At 42.4% G+C, this 26327-nt stretch carries 18 protein-coding genes; 6 read left to right on the top strand and 12 right to left on the bottom strand.

Going from position 1 to position 26327, the window contains the following annotated elements:
- Positions 1-5 precede the first annotated feature (5 nt).
- The 6 genes from QM738_RS11120 to QM738_RS11095 form a co-directional block, all read right to left on the bottom strand.
- A complete protein-coding gene (locus QM738_RS11120) occupies positions 6-1685 on the bottom strand; it encodes a glycoside hydrolase family 43 protein (protein ID WP_462276788.1) in 1680 nt (559 codons plus the stop codon).
- Positions 1686-1697: 12 nt separating this feature from the next.
- Positions 1698-2870: a mannonate dehydratase gene (uxuA, locus tag QM738_RS11115; protein WP_462276787.1), complete on the bottom strand. Its 1173-nt coding sequence runs from the start codon at positions 2868-2870 to the stop codon at positions 1698-1700.
- 175 nt (positions 2871-3045) lie between these two features.
- The gene (locus QM738_RS11110) at positions 3046-4680 is read right to left on the bottom strand and encodes a GH35 family beta-galactosidase (RefSeq protein ID WP_462276786.1); all 1635 of its coding nucleotides are present in this window, start codon (positions 4678-4680) and stop codon (positions 3046-3048) included.
- Positions 4681-4685: 5 nt separating this feature from the next.
- A complete protein-coding gene (locus QM738_RS11105; RefSeq protein WP_462276785.1) occupies positions 4686-6278 on the bottom strand; it encodes an endo-1,4-beta-xylanase in 1593 nt (530 codons plus the stop codon).
- A gap of 37 nt (positions 6279-6315) precedes the next feature.
- Positions 6316-8133, bottom strand: coding sequence for a RagB/SusD family nutrient uptake outer membrane protein (locus QM738_RS11100; RefSeq protein ID WP_462276784.1), 1818 nt, complete (start codon positions 8131-8133; stop codon positions 6316-6318).
- An 18-nt stretch (positions 8134-8151) separates the two neighbouring features.
- Complete coding sequence (locus QM738_RS11095; RefSeq protein ID WP_462276783.1) at positions 8152-11337, bottom strand: SusC/RagA family TonB-linked outer membrane protein; 3186 nt, start codon at positions 11335-11337, stop codon at positions 8152-8154.
- Between the two features lie 575 nt (positions 11338-11912).
- Between QM738_RS11095 and QM738_RS11090 the strand changes: the two genes are divergently transcribed.
- The 3 genes from QM738_RS11090 to QM738_RS11080 all read left to right on the top strand — a co-directional run bounded on the left by QM738_RS11090 (position 11913) and on the right by QM738_RS11080 (position 15967).
- Positions 11913-12947, top strand: coding sequence for a LacI family DNA-binding transcriptional regulator (locus QM738_RS11090; RefSeq protein ID WP_462276782.1), 1035 nt, complete (start codon positions 11913-11915; stop codon positions 12945-12947).
- Positions 12948-12950: 3 nt separating this feature from the next.
- Positions 12951-15095, top strand: a complete 2145-nt coding sequence (locus QM738_RS11085; RefSeq protein WP_462276781.1) for an alpha-glucuronidase family glycosyl hydrolase — start codon at positions 12951-12953, stop codon at positions 15093-15095.
- A gap of 98 nt (positions 15096-15193) precedes the next feature.
- The gene (locus QM738_RS11080; protein WP_462276780.1) at positions 15194-15967 is read left to right on the top strand and encodes an SDR family NAD(P)-dependent oxidoreductase; all 774 of its coding nucleotides are present in this window, start codon (positions 15194-15196) and stop codon (positions 15965-15967) included.
- A gap of 153 nt (positions 15968-16120) precedes the next feature.
- Here QM738_RS11080 and QM738_RS11075 read toward each other — a convergent pair whose 3' ends face one another.
- Positions 16121-16834: an OmpA family protein gene (locus QM738_RS11075; protein ID WP_462276779.1), complete on the bottom strand. Its 714-nt coding sequence runs from the start codon at positions 16832-16834 to the stop codon at positions 16121-16123.
- A 392-nt stretch (positions 16835-17226) separates the two neighbouring features.
- A complete protein-coding gene (gene tgt / locus QM738_RS11070; RefSeq protein WP_462276778.1) occupies positions 17227-18366 on the bottom strand; it encodes a tRNA guanosine(34) transglycosylase Tgt in 1140 nt (379 codons plus the stop codon).
- A gap of 78 nt (positions 18367-18444) precedes the next feature.
- Here tgt and QM738_RS11065 point away from each other — a divergent pair, with 78 nt between their 5' ends.
- From QM738_RS11065 to QM738_RS11055, 3 genes are all read left to right on the top strand, one after another.
- On the top strand, positions 18445-19563 hold the full coding sequence (locus QM738_RS11065; protein WP_462276777.1) for a glycosyltransferase: 1119 nt from the start codon (positions 18445-18447) through the stop codon (positions 19561-19563).
- 158 nt (positions 19564-19721) lie between these two features.
- Positions 19722-20360, top strand: a complete 639-nt coding sequence (gene rsmG, locus QM738_RS11060) for a 16S rRNA (guanine(527)-N(7))-methyltransferase RsmG (protein WP_462276776.1) — start codon at positions 19722-19724, stop codon at positions 20358-20360.
- 58 nt (positions 20361-20418) lie between these two features.
- Entirely contained in the window at positions 20419-21057 is a 639-nt protein-coding gene (locus QM738_RS11055; protein WP_462276775.1) for a response regulator, read from the top strand.
- A gap of 55 nt (positions 21058-21112) precedes the next feature.
- Here QM738_RS11055 and QM738_RS11050 read toward each other — a convergent pair whose 3' ends face one another.
- From QM738_RS11050 to QM738_RS11035, 4 genes are all read right to left on the bottom strand, one after another.
- A complete protein-coding gene (locus QM738_RS11050; RefSeq protein WP_462276774.1) occupies positions 21113-21643 on the bottom strand; it encodes an N-acetyltransferase family protein in 531 nt (176 codons plus the stop codon).
- Between the two features lie 165 nt (positions 21644-21808).
- The gene (locus QM738_RS11045) at positions 21809-23734 is read right to left on the bottom strand and encodes a M1 family metallopeptidase (protein WP_462276773.1); all 1926 of its coding nucleotides are present in this window, start codon (positions 23732-23734) and stop codon (positions 21809-21811) included.
- 40 nt (positions 23735-23774) lie between these two features.
- Entirely contained in the window at positions 23775-24920 is a 1146-nt protein-coding gene (locus QM738_RS11040; RefSeq protein WP_462276772.1) for a M28 family metallopeptidase, read from the bottom strand.
- Positions 24921-25021: 101 nt separating this feature from the next.
- Positions 25022-26326: an alpha/beta fold hydrolase gene (locus QM738_RS11035; protein WP_462276771.1), complete on the bottom strand. Its 1305-nt coding sequence runs from the start codon at positions 26324-26326 to the stop codon at positions 25022-25024.
- Position 26327: the final 1 nt, after the last annotated feature.

Here is a 26327-nt window from a genome sequence, read left to right as displayed (position 1 = left end):
ACCCTTTATTTTTCCTTATAAATTGTATCGTCATTCTTGCATTCAAACCAATTGAACTGCGCTTTATTTGTAGAAGCTATTCCGTTGGAGGTGGCGTACATTGCATACATACTACCCACAAATCCTCCTGCAACTTTTGTACTCAGGAATTTTCCATCCACATGATCTTTTAATAACTGCCATTTATTTTTTTGAGTGGCAAAATAAAAATCATATTGATCTCCATTGGCAGCTATTTTGAAAAACACCGTGGTATTTTTCACGTCTATCGATTTTGATGCCAGCACTTCCGGTTGTGTTGCTGTTTTATCAGCGCCTTTACCTTTCAGCAATTGTATCACAGGTTTGCCCTCCTGTACAGAGCGGCACAAAAAATAGAAATAATTTTCACTTTGAAAGATCATTAGACCGGCTTGTTCCTTTTCATTTGCTGCGGTAAAATTCATTTCGGTGGCTGCAGTTCCTTTTAAATGCGGTTGCCGGAAGCAAACCATGGAAGGATTCTCTTTTCCTGAACAGGTTTGCTGCTGCAGATCCACTGTAAGCATGCCCTTCTTTGCATCCAGGCTATACCATTGGTTTCTAACAGTACGTAAAAAACTATAGCGGTTATTTAAAGCAGTTTTATTAAAATCATCCCTGAAATAATAATTACCCGAAAACCGTTCACCAGTTTTTCTCCATCTTGAATCAATAGTATAATGGTATTGGACAGACGCATTTGCAGGGTTTATCACAGGCCATTCGTCTTTCCATTCTACAGGCGCCATAAAAGTTTCACGACCGGTATTATAAAAATCACCTTCGTAAGGGCGACAGCCTAAAAACACTGCCCACCATTTGCCATCCGTTGCCTGTACCAGGTCGGCGTGCCCCGTGGTTGTTACAGGATATTTTCTTGTGGGGTCTAAAGTTCGTTGTGTAAGGATGGGATTACCTTGGTAAGATACAAATGGCTCATCCAGGCTTTTAGTTCTGAAAATCACTTCGCTGTGATTATAACCCGTTCCCCCTTCTGCGCACATCAAATAATAATAAGCACCCACTTTATATAAATGCGGCCCTTCTATCCAGATAGGCTTCTTCGTGATATCCGTTCCGCCATTCACCAGCAATTTTTCTTCGCCGGTTACTTTTAAATTCCGGTAATCAAATGCATACATTCTTATGGTGCGGTGTCCGTCATACAATGATTTATTATCCGGTGGATCACTGTTGTAAACGATGTACGCTTTATCATCAATAAAATCAATAGAAGGGTCAATGCCTTTTACCTGCGGCAGCCAGGTGGGATCACTCCATGGCCCTGCAGGATCTTTTGCGGTGATAATAAAATTGCCGCCCTTATCTATTAACGTACAAAGAATATAAAAAACACCATCGTGGTAACGCATCGTTGGTGCAAACAATCCTCTTGAAACACCTGCACCATCCAGGTTCAATTGTTCCGGCCTGTTGAGTGCATAACCAAGTTGTTGCCAGTTCAGCAGGTCTTTGCTGTGAAATATGGGAAGCCCCGGATAATAGGCAAAAGAAGAATTGACAATATAATAATCATTGCCAGCCTTGCAGATACTGGGATCAGGATAAAAACCTGCCAGTATTGGATTAGTAAAATATTGCGCCTGCACTTTGCTGAAGAGCAACATTGAAGTTGTAACAATGATCAGCCGCAATAGCTTCATGATATTTTTATTTTATAGCGTTCTGCTTAAAGCATATTCCACCCCACGCAATTCTGCCAGCGCTTTTAATCTTCCTATGGCAGAATAACCGGGATAGGTTTTCTTTTGCAGGTCGTCCAGCATCTGGTGACCATGATCGGGGCGCATAGGCAACGAAATATTCCTGCGTTGCATTAACTCCAGTATTTCTTTTACTATCGCATACATATCTGCATCGCCTTCCAAATGATTGGCTTCAAAAAAATTACCATCACCATCTCTTTTGGTATTTCTTAAATGCAAAAAATGTACATGATCGCCAAAGCGGCGGATCATTTTTACCAAATCATTATCCGCCCTTGCACCGAACGAACCGGTGCAAAAACAAAGACCATTGGCTTTGGAAGGTACAGCAGCAATAAGATCTGCAGCATCCTGCTCCGTACTCATTATCCTGGGTAAACCCAGTACAGGATACGGCGGATCATCGGGATGTATAGCCATCGTTAAGCCGCATGCTTCTGCAACAGGCACTACCTGCTGCAGAAAATAAAATAAATGTTCTTTTAGTTTTTTAGCATCAATACCATCGTAGGATCTTAAAGCGGTCAATACCTGTTCGGGAGTAAAAGCATCATCGCTGCCGGGTAAACCAAGCATGGCGTTATGAAATACTTTTTTCTTTTTTTCTTCGGTCATGGAAGCAAAATGCTGTTTTGCTTTTTCAATTTCTTCAGCACTATAATCCTGCTCCGCATTAGGGCGCTGCAGCATAAAAAGATCGAAAGCCACAAATGATAACCTTTCAAAATAAAGCGCTGTGGCACCATTGGGCAATGCATAATTTACATCGGTACGCAACCAGTCCAACACCGGCATAAAATTATAGGTCACTACTTTTAAACCACAGGCAGCCACATTGCGCAGGCTGATCTTGTAGTTTTCTATATGTTGTAAATAATCGCCGCGTTGTTTTTTAATATCATCGCTCACCGGCAGGCTTTCAATCACCGTCCAGGTCATCCCTGCTTCTTCGATCATTTTTTTGCGTTGTTCAATTGCTGCCACTGTCCATACATCTCCTACGGGTACCTGGTGCAATGCCGTTACCACGCCTTTGCAGCCTGCCTGTGCAATATCTGCAAGCGATACCGGGTCATTGGGTCCATACCAGCGCATGGTCTGGTGCATTAATATTTTTTCCATGGTTTGATCTTTATTCTTTTCTGTTCAATAAATTATCAAACACAAAAATATAGGTAATCAATAAACATAATCTACATAAAAAATTAAAAAGGAAGGATGCAGAACATCCCTCCTACCAACTGCTAAAACGAGAAAAGGTTTTTATCAGTGTCCCGTCAAAGTATACCCTTTACGGTCAATTATCAATTTTTGCGGGGGAGTTATACAATTGTACTTTTTGAATTCCCCATTCGCCTACAGAGAAACGTACATGCCTTCCCTGGTGATCCTGGTCGCCGTTCATTCTGCGGCCTTTTATTTCTTTGCCATTCTCATAGCGCACTTCATCCACTGCTGCTATATTGGTGACCAGGTTTTTATCTGTATTTTCAAACGTAACCACTATGCCGGTGCCTGCTACTAAGAATTCGCCGGGAGCGGTCTGCAATATCATGCCACCGGTTGTACTCCATACTGAATCTTTTGCTTCAGATGACCAGGATAAAGTTGCTTCGTGTGATACCGTCAAATTGTATTGGTCCATTTTTACCGAAATACTTTTGTTCTGTTTATCCAGTAAAAAACCATCCATATCCATCCATTGCTTATTTACAATGAATGGTGTTAACTGCTGTAATACATCATAGCTTTTTGCAAGCGGTACGGAAGCATTATTTTCCGACTCAATAGAAAAAGGTGAAAATCCTAAAGCTTTATAATGACCGATGATAAAAAATGCTTTGGCCGCACAGGTTTTATCAAACTGCATTTCGGGTACAAACAATACATTGTTATTCCTTACATACAGGTCGCACCAGTATTTTGTGCTGGGATTATAAAAATCCGGCGACAACATATCAAGTGCCGGAGCGCCAGCCTGCCAGATATCCATTACCTGAGGCAATGGTCCCGCACTGGGATATTGTCCCGGCAGTTTACCCGGCCTTGGTAATGCAGCATTCACATACATCGGCAGGTCGTATTCTTTTTTTCCGGCAAGTGCTACTTCGTTGGTGTAACGGGCATAGTACCATGCCTGGAATATTTCATCGGTCCATACACCTTCGCCAAATGTATTCTTCCAGTTTTCGTTGGTTTTAAAATTTTGCTTCTCCCATTTTTCCTTCAGTTCGGGTACCAGGTTATTTTTATTTTTTTGAAGCCAGGACATCAGATCAGCGGGCAACTTGGTATTGAAATAACTATCTGCTGTTGCAGAAAATTCTCTTGATGTGGGTAGCATCCCGATCTCGTTTTCCACCTGCACCATGATAACGGTCTTGTCTGTTCCGTCAAATTCCTTTGTGTGGCGCATTAAAGCAGCGAAGGCTTTTTTATCCGCTTCAAGGGTTTGTTTGCCAAAAGCAGAAAATATTTCCTGGCTGCGGCTGGCAGTATCCAGTGTTCGCGGAAAACGTTTGGGATCTTTTTTCATCCAGAGCGGTGCATAACAACTCATGCTGTTCTTCCAGGTACCAAACCACAGAAAAACAATTTTCATATTATGCTGCCGGGCATCGGCAATCATGCCGTCCACCAATGTAAAATCAAATTTATTTTCTTCCGGTTCCAGCAATTCCCAGTACACAGGTACCAGTACGGTATTCAGGTGCATTTGCTGCAAATACTTCCAGCTGGGTTTTAAATAATCAATATTCGATGTACTTGAATTACCCAGCTCGCCGCCCAGCATTAAAAATGGTTTTCCATTAATAAGGAACTGCGGAAAGCCGGCTGTTTTTTTTATCGTGATACCAGCATTATTATTCTGTGCATGCATTGTGCATACACAGAATAACAATAATACTGTAAGGAGATTTTTAGATCGCATTAATATCAATTTCCTCTTAACGCATTCAGCACGCCAGAGTAAGCTATTTTCTTTGAAAAATCAGCATGGTACATCAATGGGAATTCTTTACCGCTATTGTACAACCAACTGGTGTTATCCGATACACCCCACACAGTGATACCATATTGCTGGGCGGCCGGCACATACTTCAGGTAAGACGCTACCACGTAATTATACATCTGTGCCTGGTAATTTTCTTCCATTGGTGTAAGTATATAACCAGGAACAACGTTTGGATTGATCTTAACATCCAGTTCCGATACATGTATCTTTAAACCCGTTGCAGCCAGTTTCTTGAACATCTGGTCAATACCATCATAGCTGGTGGTTCTTGAAATGTGCATCTGTGTACCGATACCATCAATTTTTGCACCCCTGCCTTTCAGTTCTTTTACCATAGCGATCAGTGAATCGAGTTTCACCGCTCTTGATTCCAGGTTATAATCATTGATAAACAATAATGCTGTTGGATCTGCAGCACTTGCATAGTTGAATGCTTTCAGCGCATAATCCCTTCCTAAATAGTTAGACCATACCAGCACATCAGATGGTGTGATATTGGTATTGCTGTTGTTACGCAGGTTACCATTATCATCCACCAGTTCATTCACCACATCCCATGCTTTTACTTTGCCTTTATAATGGTTCACCATTCCTGTAACGAACTGGCCCAATGCGGTATCCAGTTTGGCAGCAATTTGTGCACCACCGGGAACAGGTATTACTTCCTTTACACTGGCATCATCAATATAGTAAGTATTGGCTACCTGGCCCATATCAAATAAGAAAGTAGTGGAAGCTAATGTTGCAGTAATGGTCCATGATACCAACTGGTAAGTGGTACCAATGGTTTGATCGCCCTGGTATTGTGCAGCAGTAGGGCCGGTAGACAAACGGATAGAGCCGTTTGGAGACGCAGCCTTTACGTAATAAGATATCGTGTATTGCTTACCGGGAGTAGTGGCAAATGCAGAGCTTGATACCTGCACTTTCCATTGGTTACCGGTTTGCGCAGTAGGGTTGATCACTTTCATACAACCTGTACCGGTCCTGGCATCGCCGGCTGCAGTACTGGCTGCAATGGTGGCGCCATTGGTGTTAAAGATCGACCAGCCTGTCATACCCGACTCAAAACCCGGGTTGGTAGCCAGTTCTGTAGCCGCAGGCACCACTAAGCCTGAATAATTTTTCAGGTAAGTAGTATTTTGCTGCGAATGCCACCCCAACGTGTGTCCGAAAATATCCATAGAACCAACAGAAGCAACCAGTGCATCCGTATTGGTAAATACCAGGTTACCGTTATTATCCACGATCGAAGAATGTTTCATCAGGTTGCCGAAAGTAACCTGGCTGAAATCTCTTTTAACTACGCCCGCATAAGCAGAGTTGGTGATCATGGCAGGATAATCAATGGCAACACCTATATAACCACCCTTACCCACATCTTTTAAAGCAACAGTAGTATCAGTATAACCACCGGTGTTAAGTGTACCTGTATCCTTCATTTTGGTACAGCTGCTTACAGCCATTACCAGCAATGCGGCAGGCAATATGATTCGGTTTGATATATTTTTCATTGTACTCATTTTTAAGTTTACAATTTAGAATTTTATTTTAATAGCCCGGGTTTTGATACTGGGCAGGGTTTGTGATAGCAACTGATTTATCCAGCTGGCTTTGTGGTATCGGCCTCAACACGTGGAATGCCTGTACTTTTGGTGCCGCTATCAGGTTACGGTTCCTGGTCTTTACATATTCCACCAGTAAGTTCCTGCAGGCAAGATCTGTCCAGCGTAAACTTTCACCGCACAATTCACGTGATCTTTCTGTCATAATGAAATCCACGGTCATATCAGCAGCTGTATAAGGTGTTAATACAGGAATATTAGGCGTGCCGGTATTTTTGTTGGTCATTATCGCCTGGCGTTGAGCTAATACAGCTGCACTCAGGCCAGCACGATAAGCAGCCCTTTGTCTTAATGTCTGTATCAATGGTAACGCATCTCCCGGTCTTCCATCCAGTATAGCAGCTTCTGCAGCTTCCAAATATACTTCTGATAATTTAGCCACTACATAAGGCCTTCCGGAAGCATCATTGATACCTGCTCTTTTATTGTCATCGAATTTTTTAAGCGAAGGATATAACTGGTAAGCAGGACGTGATACCAGGTAAAACTGTGTAGGATCCAGGATCACATACTTTTTAGTACCCAATGCTCTTAAAGAATCACCATACACTTTGCTGGGTGCCAGGAAATACGCCGTATCGCCGGTGCTTACACCAGAGCTTGCTGCGTTATTATTGGTAGCCAGCCACACAGTTCTGAATGAGTTATCATACCTGCTGTCATTTTTCTTATCTGCAAATGCAGAGTCGTACAACCATTGGTTAGGGCAAAGCTGGCGTAATGGCCTCATATATTGCAATACCCTGTCGCAAGGAAATGCACCATTGATGGTTACATTGTTCTGGTAATTGGCATTGTACCAGTTACACGACATATTGGCTTTACCGGAAAATTCATTGGCCACATCGTTCACTTCATTATCAAATGGATCGGCCTGTATCCTTTCTACAGAATATAAAATTTCCGCATTGTAATCATTACCTTCTTTATGAATATCGCCATAGTCAGTCAAAAGCGCTGTACCCAATGCAGTTTGATTATCGATCACGTATTTGGAAGCATCCCATGAGCTTTTAAAATCGGTGCTCTGTTTTACACTGCTGTATCCCCTGAACAAATAGGCTTTTGCTAAAAAGTGATAAGCCGCAGCTTTGTAAATGTAAAAGCCGCCATTAACCGGCCTTTGAGTAGGCAGATTTTGCGATGCATAAGTAAAATCATCAATGATCACCTGGTAATCTTTTTTCAACAGGTCAGCCACCAGCCTGTTAAATCCCTGGAAGGGTTGCTGGTTAAACGCCAGGTCGCCACTGCCAAGGTCTAAAGGCACAGCACCGAATTGCTCTACAAGGGTGAGATAATACAAGCCCCTGAAGAAGTGTGCTTCTGCTACCAATTTTGCTTTGGCAGTACCATCCATCGATACATCCGGCGCAAAAGTAATGATACCGTTGGCCAGGTTGATATTATTATAACTCCTGTTCCACGGTGTCAGGATATCGCCATTGCTGGCATTTAAGTTATAAGCGCCGCAATCAAGACCACTGCTGGCGCCCTGGTCGCCCAGGCCCCATTCATCCGTACCGGAGTTCATAACATTCAGGCCGCCATTAGGGCCATAAATATAACGCATACCCGAATACAGGGCTACCACCCCACTCTGCAGACCTGCTGCTGTTTTAAGATACTCAGTGGTAAATACCGTATAAGGTTTTTCGATCAGCTTTTTTTGACACCCGCTGCCCAAAAGCAGTAAGCTACCAGCTATAACTGCGATCGTTGATTTATAAAATAGTCTTTTCATATCAATAATTTTTATTTGTTAGAATGTTACATTAAAACCTAAGTTAACCGTCATTGTTGGCGGCGTATTCAGGCCAATGGTCAATGCCCTGCTGGATAAGTTACCCGGGTTCTGTACACCCTGGTTACCGGTACCCGTTGCTTCAGGATCCACACCACCTGCTTCACGCATATAAGGAGAGTACAACACAAATGGATTTTGTACTGACACATAGCCCCTGAAAGACTGTATCTTCATCCTGCTTACCAGTTTTGAAGGGAAAGTATAGCCCAGGTTGATACTGCGTATTTTTATAAAGCTGGCATCATAATATCCCAATGTTGTCCAGTCGGTAGTAATAGGCCTTGCACGTGATGTGAAGTTCGCGATCGGGAAAGCATTGGTTGGATTGGTAGGTGTCCAGTAATCAGTTTTAATGGCATTTCTAACACCATCGGTCAGGTTGGTATAAGCTGCAAATGGCTGGTGCAACTGGCTTACCAGTATACCGCCAAAGCGTGCATAAGTCACAAAAGAGAAATCAAAATTCTTATACGCAAAACGGTTGGTCATACCGCCCTGTAATTTTGCCTGGCCGCTTCCAATGATCTTACGGTCATTGTTAGGATCGATCTTTCCATCACCATTCAGGTCCTGCAATTTGATATCACCAGGTTGGTTGCCATATTTTGCAGCTTCGGCAGCTTCGCTAATCTGCCAGATACCGATTTTATTATAATCATAGATAGCGCTTAATGGCTGACCAATGAACAGCTGGTTGGCGATATCATTCTTAAAGCCGTTATCTAATTTTAATAATTTGTTCCTGTTGGCAAAAAGGTTCAGATCAGTTGACCATGTAAAACCATTATTCAATCTTACATTAATGGTGCTCACTGTAAATTCCACCCCTTTATTTTCCATTTCACCAATATTGGTAGTAAAGCTGCCATTAACACCAGATGTAGCAGGCAATGCAATACCATACAGGATTTTGTTGGTATTGGATTTATACCATTCAATCGAACCTGCAATGCGGCCTTTTAAGAAACTGAAATCCAAACCGGCGTTGATAGTTTTGGTATATTCCCAATCTAAGTTTGGATTAGGTAATGTAACCAGGTTATAACCTGTAACAATTGTAGTTGGTCCGTAGTTATAACGGATAGTACCACCGGGAACTGCCGGAGAAGAATATCCATTATAGTTGTATGGAGATACAAGACCTAAAGAAGCATAAGGATTGATAGACTGGTTAGAAGTTTGTCCTACACCAACCCTTAATTTAAGATTATCCAGGAATTTAAAATCCTTCATGAAATTTTCATTGCTGATATTCCAGCCAGCTGAAGCTGCAGGATAATTTTTATACTTATTACCCGGAGCAAGGCGGGAAGAACCATCCACACGTTCAGTAAGAGTCAATAAGTACCTGTCATCATAACCATAGTTCAACCTGATCATATAAGATTCCAGTGCATAAGAAGTTTCGGAACCACTCACCACAGGTTTTACGTTGTTAGAAGCATTTGCCTGGCCTAAGTTATAAAACTGTATAAAGTCTTCGTCAATAGAATCTTTACTTACAGAAGTATTGTGGCTATGATCTTCCTGGTAGCTGTACAAACCTGTTACAGTAAATTTATGTTTGCCGATAGTTTTATCATAGGTCAATATATTTTCCAGCGTGTAGCCATAACCTTCAGCATTGTTCACGCTGGCAGTATTGCCTTTACCCGGTCTGAAATAACTGGGCGATAAAGCCTTATCAGATTTCTGGAACTGGTCGTTTTCCTGCTGGCGGTAATCCAGACCAACATTCAAACGGTATTTCAGTCCTGTGATAATCTGGTACTCACCATACAAACTATTGAAAGTACGCAGGCGGCGGATCTTATCCACCCAACTGCCTTCATTGCTCTTTAAATAAAGCGGGCTGTACTGGCTTACCCTGTCGGTAGTATTACCGGTAGGTGATTTTACAATATTTCCTGCAGAATCGTAAGGTGTCATCAGCGGGCTTAAAGTAAGGATCGGGAACATAGGGTTCACAAATTGCGAACCGTAGGTAAATGCCAGTGTATTCATGGTATTCAAACCAAACTTTAATCTCTTTCCCACTTTGCTATCAATAGTAGCCCTTAATGAATAACGGCTGAAATCCTGTCCGGGTAATACCGTGGTCTCTTTATAATAACCACCACCCAAAGAATATGTACTACCACCTGTACTACCACCCGATACAGAAAGGTTCTGATCGGTTACATAACCATTTTTATACATCAGGTCCTGCCAGTCAGTAGAAACACCTTTTGTTCTGTTGGTCAATTCTTCCGCCATATAAGGTGCACTGGCATTATTACCCAGGTCTCTCATGGCAACATATTCCTGTGCATTCTGTACATTATACTTGTTCCTTACGGATACACTGCCCACATAACCATTATAAGCGAGCCTTGCTTCTCCGGTTTTTCCTTTTTTGGTAGTGATCAGTATCACACCATTAGAACCCCTGGAACCATAAATAGCAGTTGCAGACGCGTCTTTCAACACATCCACCGAAGCTACTTCGTCAGGGTTGATATCATTTAAGTTACCGCCTTCAAACGGGATACCATCCAGGATGATCAGCGGGTCGTTAGAACCATTGATAGATCTTTCACCACGGATACGGATAACCGCTCCTGCGCCCGGCCTGGTGCCTACACGCTGTACCTCAAGCCCCGCCGCACGGCCCTGTAAAGCGCCCTGCAGGTTGGCAGCCGGTACTTCACGCAGCGCTTTTTCACCTACCGTAACAACCGAACCCGTTACGTCTTTCTTCTTTTGTGTACCGTATCCCACCACCACTACTTCCGAAAGGGCTTTATCCGCCCTCACCAATGTAGCGTTGATGATATTCCCCCTGCCCACAGTAAATTCCTGCGACACATATTCTGCAGCAGAAATCACCAGTTTTGCACCGGGAGCTGCACTGATCGAAAAATTACCATTGGCATCAGCAGTAGTACCGGTGCTGGTACCCTTTACCGTTACCGAAGCTGAAACCGGCGCCCCGCTTTCATTGGTAACATGCCCGGTAATTGTTTTTTGCTGTGCAAAAACAAAGGCCGGAACGCCTGTTAAAAGCAGCAGCATTAAAACCCCTCCCGAAAACGATCGAACTGCACGTGTTATCGCAGCAGGCAGGATCATTTTGTTTTTTTTGTGATTCTCTTTTTTCATAATTGTTGTTTTGGCGTATTAATAAATTGATATAGCGGCCTTATTGGTTGAATAATTACAAGCAATACAATAGAAAGGACAGGTGATAATAGAAGCAGTATAATAAAATAGAGGGAAGCGGTATCTTTTACCGGCACACAGCAACAATGCATCTGCAAAGCAGTAATGTAACAGCACAGCAAGCAGTTTTATGCAGTGCAGTTCAGCATAATTCTTTTTCATAACAGCAGCCTCCAATTTTATATACAACAAGCGTTTTTTTGACCTGCAAATCTTTATGCAATCGATTGCATAAAAGTTGCAAAAAAATAGCACTTACCCATCAATGCTATGCTCAAAAAAAATAAAGTTCTTCTTAAAATAAATCCGTTGCCAAGCAATCTGTAAATCAGCAAATCGTCCTAAAAGTGTTTGTCAGCAAGCGTTTCAAAGCAATCCATCCAAAAAAATTTAAAATCTTTTCAAGGATTTCTTACTTTTAAAATGCTAATGTAAATATTTTATTTTAAATTGCAATCGATTGCAAAAAAAATATTTTAAAAAGAAGACAGTTATTTGTTGCAATTCGCTGCTATATGCATAAAGATATTACCATTTACGACCTGGCAAGGGAACTGGACCTGTCTGCAGCTACTGTAAGCAGGGCACTGAAAGACCACCCGGCTATCAACAAAAATACTAAAAAGCGTATTGTTGAAAAAGCTGAGGAAATGGGCTACCGCTCCAATAATTTTGCCAGTAACCTCCGCAAACAAAAAAGCCATACCATTGGTGTTATTGTACACGAGCTGAATAGTAACTTCATTACTTCTGTATTGGCAGGCATCGAAAAAATAACCACCATCGCTAATTACGATCTTATCATTGGTCACTCCTCCGAATTGGCCAGCAAAGAAATTGCCAACGCCAATAACCTTTTTCATAAAAGAGTGGATGGGCTGATCGCCGCATTGGCTTTTGATACTGATAATATGGATCATTACGAGCCGTTTTTTGAAAGGAATATTCCCGTGGTATTTTTTGACCGTGTGGAAGAAGGCAGCAAAGGCACCAAAGTGATCATAGATAATTATAAGGCCGGTTTCCAGGCCACACAGCATTTGATCGACCAGGGCTGTAAAAGGATCATGCACATCACCTCCAACCTTAAAAGGAATGTGTATGCCCAGCGTTACAAAGGTTATCTCGCTGCATTAAAAGAAAATAATATCCCTTTTGATGAAAGTCTTTTAATAGTAAACGATCTTAAAAAAGAAACCTGTATCGCCAGTGCCCACGAAATAGCGAGTATGAAGCCGCTGCCCGACGGCATTTTCACTACCAACGATCTTACAGCCGCTCTTTCTATACAGGTGCTCAAGGAAAGAGGCATACGGGTGCCGGAAGATATTGCCGTAGTGGGTTTTAATAATGATACCATCAGTATCATCATCGAACCAAAACTCACCACTATTAATTACCCTGGTATGGATATTGGCGAAATGGCCGCCACGCACCTGGTAAAACAACTGCAGGGCAGTAATGGTACCAACAATACCAGTTCCATTGTATTAAAGTCTGAACTGATCATAAGAGAATCTTCGCTGAAAAAAGACAAGGCTAAAAAATAACTCATGCTCCACAGGAAATCATTGCTTGTACTATGCATCCTGCTTATAAGCCAATTTGCACTGGCAGAAGATGGCTACAGGCTTTGGCTGCGGTATGATAAGATCAGTAACGCATCGCTCCTGGGCAAATACAGGCAGCAACTGGCCGTACCGGTCATAACAGGCAATTCAGCTACCATTACTGCTGCAAAGGATGAATTAAAAAATGGCATCACCGGCTTGCTGAATATAAATTCGGGTATACTTAACAGTTATACATCTAAAGCAACATTCATAGCAGGTACTTTAGCAACTATCAGTAATCAATATAAATTGCCGGTTGAAAAAAATGCACTGCTCGGCCTGGGCGATGAAGGTTTTACCATTACTACTAAAGATCAAAAGATATTTATTATTGCCAATACCGATATAGGGGTGCTGTACGGCATATTTCATTTTTTACGCTTACTGCAAACACAGCAGGATATTACCGCCTTACACATTTCCACTTCGCCTAAAATAAAATACCGCCTGCTCAATCATTGGGATAATTTAAACAGAACAGTGGAAAGAGGTTATGCCGGCGCTTCTATCTGGGACTGGCATAAACTGCCCGACTATATTGATAAAAGATACATTGACTATGCAAGGGCCAATGCTTCTGTAGGTATCAATGGCACTGTGCTGACCAATGTAAATGCCAATGCCACCATTCTTACACCACAATATCTTGATAAGGTGGCGGCACTCGCCAATGTATTCAGGCCCTATGGCATAAAAGTATTTTTAACGGCCCGTTTCAGCGCACCCATCGAGATCGGTGGGTTGAAAACTGCAGACCCTTTAAATGATACCGTAAGGCAATGGTGGAAAGATAAAGTAAAAGAGATCTATAAGCTTATACCCGACTTCGGTGGTTTTTTAGTGAAAGCTAACAGTGAGGGACAACCGGGGCCGCAGGATTATCACCGTACCCATGCCGATGGCGCCAATATGTTTGCAGACGCACTGCAGCCTTTTAAAGGCATTGTAATGTGGCGGGCCTTTGTGTACAGTCAATTATCCAACGATCGTTTTAAACAGGCTTATGAAGAATTTAAACCGCTGGACGGACAGTTTAAAAGCAACGTGATATTACAGGTAAAGAATGGCCCGATAGATTTTCAACCAAGGGAACCATTTTCTCCCTTATTTGGCGCTATGCCACATACACCGCTTGCGATGGAGTTCCAGTTAACACAGGAATATTTAGGCCAGGGCACACACCTGGTATATGAAGCGCCGATGTTCAAAGAAACATTGGAATCAGATACGTACGAAAAAGGCAAAGGTTCCACTGTAGCTAAAGTAATTGATGGCAGCATCAACAATTTTTCTTTAACAGCTATTGCAGGTGTTAGTAATATCGGCAGCGACATCAACTGGTGCAGTCATCCCTTTGCGCAGGCCAACTGGTATGCGCTGGGCAGGTTGGCATGGGATCATACATTAAGCAGCGAACAGATCGCCAAAGAATGGTTGCAGCAAACTTTCAGCAACGATCCTGCATTTGTAAATATTGCACAAAAGATCATGCTGCAATCGCACGAAGCAATGGTGAATTATATGACACCGGTTGGTCTTGCACATATCATGTACAATGGTCATCACTACGGGCCCATGCCCTGGGGCAATACCTTACCCCGGCCCGACTGGAACCCAGTATATTATCATAAAGCAGATGCTGCAGGAATTGGTTTCAACAGAACAGCAACCGGCACCGATGCTTTATCGGAATATAAACAAGATGTAAGCAGTTTGTGGAGCGACAGCAACACCTGCGCCGATAAATATTTATTATGGTTTCACCATGTTTCATGGAATCATACCATGCATTCAGGAAGAAGCTTATGGAATGAGCTTTGTTATAAATACAATGCCGGTGTTGATACAGTAAAATACATGCAGCAACAATGGAACGGGTTGCAAAAATACGTGGATGCAGAACGTTTTACCGAAGTAAAACAATTGCTGAACATACAGGTAAAAGAAGCCACCTGGTGGCGCAACGCATGCCTGCTGTATTTTCAAACATTCAGTAAATTGCCCATCCCGGCAAATTATGAGCAGCCTGATAAAACACTGGAGTATTACCAATCCTTACGTTTTCCTTATGCGCCGGGAAATTAACCCCTGTCCCCTAAAGGGGAACTTAGATCGTTGCGTTATTAAATATTTTTAAAGTCATAAATAATAAACCCCTATTTTCATCTATAAAAAATCAAATTATGAGTTCTAAAAATACACCGGCAGATAGTGGAGATAGAAATAAAGTAGCAATAGTAACTGGTGGCGGTTCCGGGTTGGGATTTGCCATTGCAGAAAAATTTGTACAGAACGGTATTACCACAATAATTGTGGGAAGAGATGAACAAAAATTAAAGACCGCAAAAGAACAACTGGGCGAAAATTGTTTTTATAAAAGCTGCGATCTTTCCGCCCTCTCCACCATTCCCGCTTTGATAGAAAATATCATCGCCGAATTCGGGCAGGTAGATATACTGGTGAACAATGCCGGCATCAATATGAAAAAAGAATTCACGGAAGTTACAGATGAGGAATTTCAAAGCGTTATCAGTACCAATGTCAGTTCGGTATTTTCCATCAGCCGCGAAGTGGTAAAGAACATGCTGCAAAAAAAATCAGGCTGTATCATCAATATCAGCTCTATGGCGGCACAATATGGTCTGCCAAAAGTAATTGCTTACAGCGCCAGCAAAACTGCCATCGACGGCATGACGAGGGCAATGGCAGTGGAACTATCGCCCATGGGTATACGCGTAAATGCTATTGCGCCGGGCTTTATCTACAGCGCTATGACGGATAAAGCTTTGAACAGCGACCCGGAACGTAAGGCAAAAGTTTTTGGAAGAACACCTATGGGCCACATGGGCCAGCCGGCAGATATCGGCGAAGCAGCCTTATTTCTTGCAGGTGACGGAGCAAAATATATTACCGGTGTGGTGCTGCCTGTAGATGGCGGCAATAGTATTGGGTTCTGATACTTGAGCATTGAAAATTGAGCGTTGAAAATTGAGCATTTCTTTGCGGCGAAAAAAATGTTCAATGCGCAATGCTCAATTTTCAATGCTCAAGTAAAAAAGCCGGCAATGATCGCCGGCTTCAGTATTTTATCGAACACTAAGAAATCTATATTACAGTATCGTCACCTCCGTTCTCCTGTTTTGCGCCCTGCCCTCAGCAGTACCGTTGGAGGCAACCGGTTTTGTCATACCATATCCTTTGGCAGTTACCCTTGCAGGATCAATGCCTTTTGTAAGCAGGTAGGCTCTTACGGTATTAGCCCTGTCCTGCGATAATACCAGGTTTTTTGCGGCAGTGCCTACATTATCAGTATGCCCGCCCACTTCAATTTTTTCATCGTCTTTTCTTACCAGGTAGGCCACCAGTTCGTCCAGTACTGCATAAGAACTTTCTTCGAGTGTGGCTTTGCCGGTTTCAAAATTACAATCTTCCAGTACAAAGCTTTTGGCGGGCATGTGCTGAATGTCCACCACAAAAGGTTCTTTATAATAAGCATTGCCTTTTAATGCAGGTATCTCTAAAAAATTATAGCTGGAAGAATCCTTGAATCCCAGGATAAAGATCTCATAGGTATCACCTGATGGAAGACGCACGGTGAATTTTCCTTTATCATCTGTAAGCCCCTGGTATTCCTTACCATTCAGCTTACTTTTAAAAACAACAATTTCGTTGTTCAGTACATTGTTCTTAAAATCCGTCATGGTAACATTCACCGCTGCATCTTTTGGGATGGCTGCATTTTGCACATTGGAACCATTTTGGCTGGTGGCTGCAAAGGGAAGGGTGAGTGTAAGCAGTAAATAAAAAAAGTAATTTTTCATCATGTTTTTTGTTTGATCGGGTATTTAAAGATAAATAACTTCTGTAAGTTTTCAATTATTGTGCCAAGGGGTACGAAATTTGGTAGCTTAAAAAGTCATTAACAAATACAGCGTACTTTCGGCTGCCATATTGTAAAATATAATCTATCCCATATAAAATACTGTAATGCAACCGGTATTGGGCAGCCGGATATGGCCGGGCAGGCAGGTTGGCGGTTTAAAATCGTTTCAGTAAGTGTATCGAAATTTTATTTCGATCAAACCGAAATGAAATTTCGGTACACTACCACCTCGTTTGCAAACATACCACACTCTCTTCCTTCCAGCCTTTAAGATCATTTCGGCAAGTGCATCGAAATTCTATTTCGATCAAACCGAAATGAAATTTCGGTACACTACAGCCTTGTTTGCAACCTGACAACCATTTCATCTTTCCAGCTTTTAAAATCGCCGGCAATAATATGTTTGCGGGCTTCGGTCACCAGCCATAAATAAAAAGCAAGGTTATGTATACTCGCAATGGTAAGTCCTAAAAATTCTTTAGCCTTCATTAAATGCCGCAGGTAGGCTTTGCTGTAAAAATTACTTACAGCGCAATCAATGCCATCATCAATAACAGAAAAATCCCTTTCCCATTTTTTGTTATCGATATTTATAATGCCATTCGAAGTGAACAGCATGGCATTACGGCCGTTCCTGGTAGGCATCACGCAATCAAACATATCCACACCCAGGGCAATGCCTTCTAAAATATTCCAAGGTGTGCCCACGCCCATTAAATAACGTGGTTTGTCTTTGGGCAAAATATCGCAGCACAATTCGGTGTATTCATACATCATTTCAGTAGGTTCGCCTACGCTTAATCCACCAATGGCATTACCGGTAGCGTTCTGCGATGCCACAAACGCTGCCGATGCTGTTCTGAGATCTTTATAAGTACTGCCCTGCACTATCGGAAATAAATTCTGCGTATAACCATATTTATCCGGCGTTTCATTGAAGCGTTTAAAACAGCGCTGCAACCAGCGATGGGTCAGTTCCATTGAATCTTTAGCATATTTATAATCGCTGGGATAAGGCGGGCATTCATCAAAAGCCATAATGATATCGCCACCAATGATGCGCTGCGTATCCATGATATTTTCCGGCGTAAATAAATGTTTGCTGCCGTCAATATGGCTCTGGAACAAAGCGCCTTCTTCTGTAAGCTTGCGGTTATTGGCCAGCGAAAATACCTGGTAACCGCCGCTGTCGGTAAGGATGGGTTTGTTCCATCCATTAAATTGGTGCAGGCCACCTGCAGCTTCCAGGGTTTCGAGGCCCGGCCTTAGATACAGGTGATAGGTATTGCCTAAAATGATCTGCGCTTTTACATCGGTATGCAGTTGCTGCTGTGTCACCGCCTTTACACTGCCCACGGTGCCCACCGGCATAAAAATGGGCGTCAATATCTCGCCATGATCGGTGCTGATAGTGCCTGCCCTGGCCTTGGTTGCGGTATCGGTATGTTCGGTTTTAAATTGTAATGCTGCCATGTTTTCTGCCGCTCCGGCAATGTGTATTTGTATATAAATAATTCATTAATATAAAAAAGCCCTGCTTATTTTTGTCCCATGAATTTTACCCATTGGTGGCAATTGCTTTTTTATGGCTTTTGCCTCATCACCCTGATACAGCTTTTTTATTACGCTTTCTTTTTTATGCGGCTGGTAATGTACAAACCATCGCCTAAAACCACTTCGCAAACACACCCGGTCTCTGTTATCATCTGTTCAAGGGATGAAGCGGCAAATTTAGCGAAAAATCTGCCGGGTTCCTTAGTGCAGCAATACCGCACCACGCACGAGGTAATTGTAGTGAACGACAACTCTTACGACGATAGTAAATACCTGCTGGAAGAATTTCAAAAAACATTCAAGCAATTGCATGTGGTGGAGCTGAAACAGGAAGCCAAATTCATTCCCGGTAAAAAATTTCCATTGAGCGTAGGCATTAAGACTGCCAAATACGAAGTGGTGCTTTTAACGGATGCAGATTGTGTACCCGCCAGCGAATTCTGGATCGATAAAATGCAGGCATCGTATGACGAGGATACGGAGATCGTGTTAGGTTATGGTGCATACCATAAAAAAACAGGCTTACTGAATAAACTGGTGCGCTGGGAAACATTTCATACGGCTTTACAATACCTTTCTTACGCATTGGCCGGCAAACCCTATATGGGCGTGGGCAGGAACCTGAGTTATAAGAAAACGGTGTTTTTCAGGCACAAAGGCTTTAGTGCGCATAATAATGTTGCCAGCGGCGATGATGATCTTTTTATTACCACGGCTGCCACGCCTGCCAATACCAAGATCAATATTGATGCGGATACATTTACATTAAGCGAACCGGCTAAAACTTTTGGCCAGTGGATGAAGCAAAAAAAACGGCATTACAGTACGGCCAAATATTATAAGGGCATACATAAGTTCTTATTGGGCTTATATTCCTTTTCCCAGTTCTTGTTTTATCCTCTATTGGTGGCAAGTATTTTGTTTTATGGATGGCAGTTTGCGTTGATCGTATTTGGTGTTCGTTTTATAATGCAGGCCATCGTTTTTTATGTGTGCATGAAAAAATTGAATAAAAAGAATCTTTATCCATGGTTCTTGTTTTTTGATATCTGGATGTTCTTTTATTATTTGATTTTTTCGATGGCGTTGGTGAGAAAGCCGAAGAGAGCCTGGTAAGTGGGGAAGCAGAATTTTCAATATTCAATGCTCAACACACAATGTTCAACTAAAATACCTTGTTTTTTCCACTTGAGCATTGAACATTGAAAATTGATCATTGAGTATTTTCTTCAAACTTAACGTTGGGTATCAAAAATTACCCGGAATTTTGTTTTATGGAATTGATACAGGAATATTTTAATGATTTTAGTGCAACACAGCTGCAGCAACTGGCGGCATTGAAAGACCTGTATATAGAATGGAATGAAAAGATCAACGTGATCAGCCGCAAGGACATGGATAATTTTTATGAGCACCATGTTTTGCATTCGCTCACTATAGCCACACAGTTTGAATTTACTGAGGGCATGCAGGTAATGGACCTCGGTTGTGGCGGTGGCTTTCCCGGTATACCGATGGCCATATTCTTTCCCGGTACGCATTTTCACCTGGTGGACAGTATCAATAAAAAATTAAAAGTAGTGGCTGAAATTGCTGCTGCTATCGGTTTAAAGAACATAACAGTACAGCATACACGGGCAGAAGATATCAAGAACAGGAAATTTGATGTGGTCATCAGCCGTGCTGTGGCTCCTTTAAAAGACCTGTGGCGCTGGAGCAAACCCCTGCTGCAAAAGAATAAAAATACCCAATATGGTGTTAATACGCCCAACGGGCTGATATGCCTTAAAGGCGGCGACCTTACCCAGGAAATTTTTGAAAGCGGCTGTAAACCAATGGTATGGGAAATTGAAAAGATCTTTCCACGGGATTTTTTCAAAGAAAAGTACCTATTATATGTAAAATTACCTTAATAATTACCACTTTGTGGTATTGTTTTACACTTATTATTGCTTCAACTTTGTAATTAATATGAAGATACCAGTTGCAATAGTGGAAGATAATAACGACATCAGGTTTGCCCTGGAGCAGATCATCGAAATGTCTGAGTACTGCGAATTAGCAGGCTCCTGTGTAAGCGGCGAAGAAGCCATTTCCCGCATCCCCCTTTTAAACCCCAAAGTTGTGTTGACTGATATTGGCCTTGGCGGCATCAGCGGCATTGAAGTGGTAAGGGAATTAAAAGCCACCCATCCCGAGATCTTATTTATGATGTGTACGATCTATGAAGATGATGAGCAGATATTTGAAGCCCTGAGTGCAGGCGCCAGTGGTTATATTTTAAAGAAGACCCCTCCCGGTAAATTACTGGAAGGCATACAGGAGTTAATGGAAGGTGGTTCGCCTATGAGCAGCCAGATAGCAAGAAAAGTAGTGGCCGCTTTTCAAAATAAAAAATCGGATAAACACCCAGCCGAATCAGCGCTGGATATTTTATCTAAAAGGGAAAAAGAGATCCTGGAAATGCTGTCGAAAGGTATGCTGTATAAAGAAATTTCGGATGCTGTTTTCATCAGTACCGAAACTGTTCGCAAACATGTGTACCATATTTACGAAAAACTGCACGTTACCAACCGTATTGAAGCGGTGAATAAATATTTTGGACGGTAGCACTATGGTGCTGCCCGGATCAAGCACAGACAGTAAGCCCTGGTAATACCGGGGTTTATTGTTTTTGCAGGAATTTCCAGAACCAGATATCTGTCTGCGGTGTATTGCCAATCGGGAAATCGTGGGTATGGCCCGAACTTACAAAGCCATATTTTTCGTAGAACTTCTGTGCACGTAAATTATGTTCCCACACACCCAGCCAGATCACTTCGTACTTATTTTTTGTACACACATCTATCAAAAAATCCATCAGCTTTTGTGCAATGCCTTTGCCGTGAAATTCCTTGAGGATATAAATGCGTTTCAGTTCCATCGCCTTCCATTGCTTCATCAGCGGAAAGTTCCTGTAATCTTCCATATAGCGGAGATAGCCGGCTGGCTCACCGTCCACTTCAGCAAAATAAAACTGATCATCCGGGTTACTGAGCTCTCTTGCCACCTGCTCTTCATTAAAATATTCTTCCAGAAAATTTTCCATATCCTCTTCCGTGCAGGTACCCGTGAATGTATCGTAAAATGTTTGCCTTGCAATCGTTGATAAAGTGATCACATCATTTATTGTCGCACGTCTTATTGTTATCTCCATATCTCTTAGCTTAATTGGTGTCTCATGCCACACGGTCAGACGGGGGCGTCAGACCGTGTGGCATGATCTGACGCCCTCGTCTGATCATGCTTTTACATGGTCTGGCACCCTCGCCTGACCATACTTTTTACATGGTCTGACGCCCCCGTCTGACCATGTAAATTCCTACCATTTTAATTCCAGCAAATTATTTTTCCTTTCCACATCCGCCATCCGTTTGGATGGATCTATCTCCACTGCCGTCATATCCGTAAGCCGGTGTTTTACTTCCACTACATAAGTGGGATGTGTCCAGCGCCATTCTTCATGCACTTCCCTTTTCTGAGTAGGATTTTCGTTGGGCTTTTCTCCAAACATCAGGTTCAATGGAATATAATGCATCTCCGTAGTACCATCTTTAAAGGTCAGCTGCAGGTCTATCGGCATCGGCATCTGCCCGATCCTCTTCAAGCGTATCTTAGATACACCGCCTTCTTCCCATAAACTATCAATAGCATAATTGATGGTCTTGGTAGTGTTGCAGAAATATTCTTTATACCAGTCCAGTTTTATGCCACTTACTTTTTCTGCCACCTGTACCAGGTCGTTGCTGTTGGGATGTTTAAAGCGCCATTGGTTATAATATTCCAGCAGCATTTTATCTCTTACACCAGCGCCGATAATATACCCCAGCTGCTCCATGAACACTTCTCCTTTGGAATAAGCTGCTGCACTATAAGCAAAATTGGTATTGAAATGATCTGCATGCGTAGTTAACGGTTCCTCGTACCCGCTTTTTGCCAGCGAAAAATAACTTGCATAAGCATCAGCATGATCATTAGGCAAAGAAGGGATAAGATCCGCAAGACCCCTGTTCGGATTACGCTGTGCAGATTCCTTCATAGCATCCAGCGATGATCTTTTATAATAGAATTTGGATACCACATCTTCTGCATAACTGGTAAAGCCTTCATCCATCCATGCATACATGCTTTCGTTGGTGCCCAGCATCATCTGGTACCAGCTGTGCATCCATTCATGAAACACAGTGCCAAGACCGGGACCAACCAGCAGTGTACCCATCGGGTATTCCATGCCGCCATCGCCGCCCTGTATAAAAGAGTATTGCGGGTAAGGATATTTACCAAACTTGCTTTCCATGTAAGGCAATGCAACCACGGCTGCATCTGCCACCAATGTCCATGCGGAATCGTTCTTGGTATCGTTGGGTTTATAATTGTACAATACATTCAGTACAGGGCCGCCATTCGGCATTTTGCGTACGATATGTATATAATCAGGATCAGCAGCCCACATAAAATCGTGTACATTGTTGCCCACAAAATGCCAGGTACGTTTTGGTTTTGTAATGGGTTTTAAAGGCGAGTTGGGTACATCATATCCCCAGCCGATCTCTGCTGCATTCACTACTACACCGGTACCGCCCAGTTTATAATCCTTATCGATATTAATGGTCACATCATAGTCGCCCCATACGCCGTAAAATTCACGGGCAACATAAGGGGTGGGGTGCCATCCTTCATAATCATACTCGCATAATTTAGGATACCACTGGCTCATACTGTAGCGCACACCGGTGGTAGGATTGTCCCTTCCGCTCCTGCGGATCTGCAAGGGCACCTGCGCTTCAAACTGCATATCGATCACCAGTTTACTTTTAGGCGCCATTGGTTTTACCAGGTCCACTTCCAGTATGGTTTCGTGGTACTTGAAGGGTTGCGGCACACCGTTTATTTTCAGGCTGATGATCTTTTGATAACCGATCTCATCATCTTTTAATTTCGATATCCTGTCACGTACCCTGGCATCCCAGTCACCACGGCCGTTGATCACGTTCTTACCCAGCTCCTGGCTGCGTACATCCATGCTGCTGTTGGGCTGAAATGCATTGAAGTACAAATGATAAAATAATTTCGGCAGCACATCCGGCGAATTGTTGGTGTACTCCAGCTTTTGGGTACCGGTGAAGCGGTTGGTGGTTACATCCATATCAATATTCATGGTGTACTTCACCCGTTGCTGCCACCTGTCGGACTGTGCAAAACTTATCAAAGGAAAAAGGCCAACGATCAATACAAAAACTCTCATCATATTCATTTTCTTTTAGTATAATTTTTTATTGTAAAACGGGTCAATTACCCATCAGTTTTTTATTAAACCCAACGATCAGTTTAAACAGGTTTTCCTGATTATTCATAGGCAAAGTAGCTGCTTTGTCAAATACATCATGATACGCCTTGATGCCACCCAATGTGTAAAAGAAAAAAGAAGGCACGCCTTTTTCGGTAAAGAAATAATGATCACTGTTGGCAGCCTTACCTCTCGAATTGATCTTTACCAGCAATTTACTTTTATCATTCACCGCGTTCATCATGGCAAACTCTTTAGGAAATTCAGTGGCATTTACAACAGTGATACCTTCTTCTCCCGTGCCTGCAAGGTCGGTGTTTATTAAAAAGCGTATATGCTTTAACGGTACCAATGGGTTTTCTGTAAAATATTTTGATCCTATCAATCCTGCTTCTTCTCCGGCAAAACAAATAAATGCAATAGAATATTTTTGTGGATGCTTTACATAATAGTGCGCCAGTTTCAGCAACAATGAAACACCACTCGCATTATCATTGGCGCCGGGAAAATAAGTATCGGCACCCATGCCGCCTAAATGATCGTAATGCGCTGTGATGAAAATAAAAGAGTCGGGCTTTACAGTGCCTTTCACCATGCCGCATATATTCTCCGCTTTAAAATCCTTCACCAGTTCATTTTCAATATCCACTTTAAAAGAAACCGGTATTTTTGGAAGCGCTTTTTTATCTACCAGTATCAACGAGTAATTGGCTACACTTTTCGCAACATCCCAGGTTAGTTTATCCTGCATCTTTATCAGCACCATATCTTTACGGTTCACAAATTGATTGCCGTCCTGCATTTCCAGTTCGCCTTCCGCCTTTACACCTCTTGATTCGGGACTTACAATAAAATCCTCGCCGGGTACAAGATCTTTTCCATTTATGTTCACCTGCATTTTGCCGGGAAATGTGTTAACAGGATAACTGAAATGCTGCATGTAATTATCTGTCATAGCCTCCAGTCCGTAGCTCTTGAATTCATTTGCTAAAAAACCGGCAGCCTTTTGCATACCATCTTTAGTATAGCCACGGCCCCAAAAATAAGGAGCAGTAAGCGTGTCGAGCGTCTTTCTGTCAAATGCCCGGCCCTTCCGCCCTGCTGTACAGGATGCTGCGATGAATAGTAGCACCAGTATTTTCTTCATGCCTGTTGTATAAACGGTAAATGTCGGAAAAACTGAGGAAGTAAAAAATTGAAATGTGATGAGCAGCACCGGCCGTCAACGGCCCCATTTCCCCACTTATGCTATTGGCCCTGGCCTCTAAGAAAATCCTCCACCAATTTGTTAAAATTCCCAGGGTCTTCCGAAGGAAAATAATGCGTTGCCTTAGGTATGATCTTCAATACAGCACGGGGAATATTTGCCGCAATGGCTTTTGTATGCGCTTCTTTAATTACATCATTTTCTCCCGCCACTACCAGCACGGGGCATTGAATGTTTTTCAATTCTGCAAAACTATGTTGCGGTTCGGTGAGTAAAAGATCGATCAGCCGTATCCTGTTTTGCTCATTGGCAGCATTGCTGCTGCTTAGTGTTTTCTTTTCCTTATTAAGAGAAGTAAATACCGATTTATCAACCACCGTATTGTCAATAAATACATTGGCCCCCATGGTTACCAGTTTTTTAACTTTTGCAGGATATTTCATTGCCACAATAAGTCCCGTATTGCCACCATCACTCCAGCCCACAATATTCACACTGTCAAGATGCAGTTGATCGAGCAGCGCATTTACATCATCTGCAAAAAGATCGTAGGTGTATTTCTTCCCATCTTCTGTAGATTTCCCTTGCCCCCTGGTGTCTATCGCTATCACCTTATAGTGTTTGCTTAATTCCGGTATTTGTTTTTCAAAAGTTCTTATAGAAGAGGAATTACCGTGCAGCAATAACAAGGGCTGGCCTGCACCATAAGTTTCATAATATATTTTAATGCCGTTCACATGGGCGTAATTGCCAACAGAATCATTGCTGCCATAAGTTCTTGCAGCCAGCAACGAAGTACCATCCGCTTTAAATGCATGCTTGCCGGAATATACATCTTCAGTAGTAATGGAGAGGGTATAAAAATTTTTATTGCTGCCGGGCCACCAGGAATGTTTCGATTGCACACTGTCTTCTTCAAAACCATTATTGATCAAAGGCACTTCTTCCATTACTCCCGCATCATTCTCCACCAAAAATTTAAAATCGTCAAAATAAAAAATACCACGATCGCTGTAGCCCATACCCATGGTAAGATAGGCCGCTGTTTTATCCAGCCTGCCCGAAATACTATACACTTTCCATTGATTGTCTTTAATGGGTGCATCGGCCATATTCTTATAAAAGCCGTTCTTCTTATTCTCTTTCATTACAGAAACCCACATGCCGGCCTGCGCCGTTTTATCGGTGGCAATTACTTTGGCGGCAACCTGTATCGTGAAGTTTTTCCCCGCATAGGGTTGGGCATTGATGGCCCTTGAGATATTACCCCAGATATTACTGTCCTGTGCAAAGCAACAGGTATTGATTGCAATACAAAAAAGCAGTAGCAGCTTTCGTATCATCATA

It is taken from the genome of Ferruginibacter sp. (genome assembly GCF_049840995.1).
Taxonomy (GTDB): domain Bacteria; phylum Bacteroidota; class Bacteroidia; order Chitinophagales; family Chitinophagaceae; genus Ferruginibacter.
The sequence above is the reverse complement of the archived record's forward strand: the minus strand, read 5'-3'. Positions and strand labels throughout refer to the sequence as shown.

Excerpts from the sequence above, each read along its gene's own strand:
- QM738_RS11050 (WP_462276774.1), bottom strand. The coding sequence starts at position 21,643 with ATGGAGATAACAATAAGACGTGCGACAATAAATGATGTGATCACTTTA.
- QM738_RS11045 (WP_462276773.1), bottom strand. The coding sequence starts at position 23,734 with ATGATGAGAGTTTTTGTATTGATCGTTGGCCTTTTTCCTTTGATAAGT.
- rsmG (WP_462276776.1), top strand. The coding sequence starts at position 19,722 with ATGGAATTGATACAGGAATATTTTAATGATTTTAGTGCAACACAGCTG.
- QM738_RS11120 (WP_462276788.1), bottom strand. The coding sequence starts at position 1,685 with ATGAAGCTATTGCGGCTGATCATTGTTACAACTTCAATGTTGCTCTTC.
- QM738_RS11055 (WP_462276775.1), top strand. The coding sequence starts at position 20,419 with ATGAAGATACCAGTTGCAATAGTGGAAGATAATAACGACATCAGGTTT.
- QM738_RS11095 (WP_462276783.1), bottom strand. The coding sequence starts at position 11,337 with ATGAAAAAAGAGAATCACAAAAAAAACAAAATGATCCTGCCTGCTGCG.
- QM738_RS11040 (WP_462276772.1), bottom strand. The coding sequence starts at position 24,920 with ATGAAGAAAATACTGGTGCTACTATTCATCGCAGCATCCTGTACAGCA.
- QM738_RS11085 (WP_462276781.1), top strand. The coding sequence starts at position 12,951 with ATGCTCCACAGGAAATCATTGCTTGTACTATGCATCCTGCTTATAAGC.
- QM738_RS11110 (WP_462276786.1), bottom strand. The coding sequence starts at position 4,680 with ATGCGATCTAAAAATCTCCTTACAGTATTATTGTTATTCTGTGTATGC.
- uxuA (WP_462276787.1), bottom strand. The coding sequence starts at position 2,870 with ATGGAAAAAATATTAATGCACCAGACCATGCGCTGGTATGGACCCAAT.
- QM738_RS11065 (WP_462276777.1), top strand. The coding sequence starts at position 18,445 with ATGAATTTTACCCATTGGTGGCAATTGCTTTTTTATGGCTTTTGCCTC.
- QM738_RS11090 (WP_462276782.1), top strand. The coding sequence starts at position 11,913 with ATGCATAAAGATATTACCATTTACGACCTGGCAAGGGAACTGGACCTG.
- QM738_RS11080 (WP_462276780.1), top strand. The coding sequence starts at position 15,194 with ATGAGTTCTAAAAATACACCGGCAGATAGTGGAGATAGAAATAAAGTA.
- QM738_RS11100 (WP_462276784.1), bottom strand. The coding sequence starts at position 8,133 with ATGAAAAGACTATTTTATAAATCAACGATCGCAGTTATAGCTGGTAGC.
- QM738_RS11105 (WP_462276785.1), bottom strand. The coding sequence starts at position 6,278 with ATGAAAAATATATCAAACCGAATCATATTGCCTGCCGCATTGCTGGTA.
- QM738_RS11035 (WP_462276771.1), bottom strand. The coding sequence starts at position 26,326 with ATGATGATACGAAAGCTGCTACTGCTTTTTTGTATTGCAATCAATACC.
- QM738_RS11075 (WP_462276779.1), bottom strand. The coding sequence starts at position 16,834 with ATGATGAAAAATTACTTTTTTTATTTACTGCTTACACTCACCCTTCCC.
- tgt (WP_462276778.1), bottom strand. The coding sequence starts at position 18,366 with ATGGCAGCATTACAATTTAAAACCGAACATACCGATACCGCAACCAAG.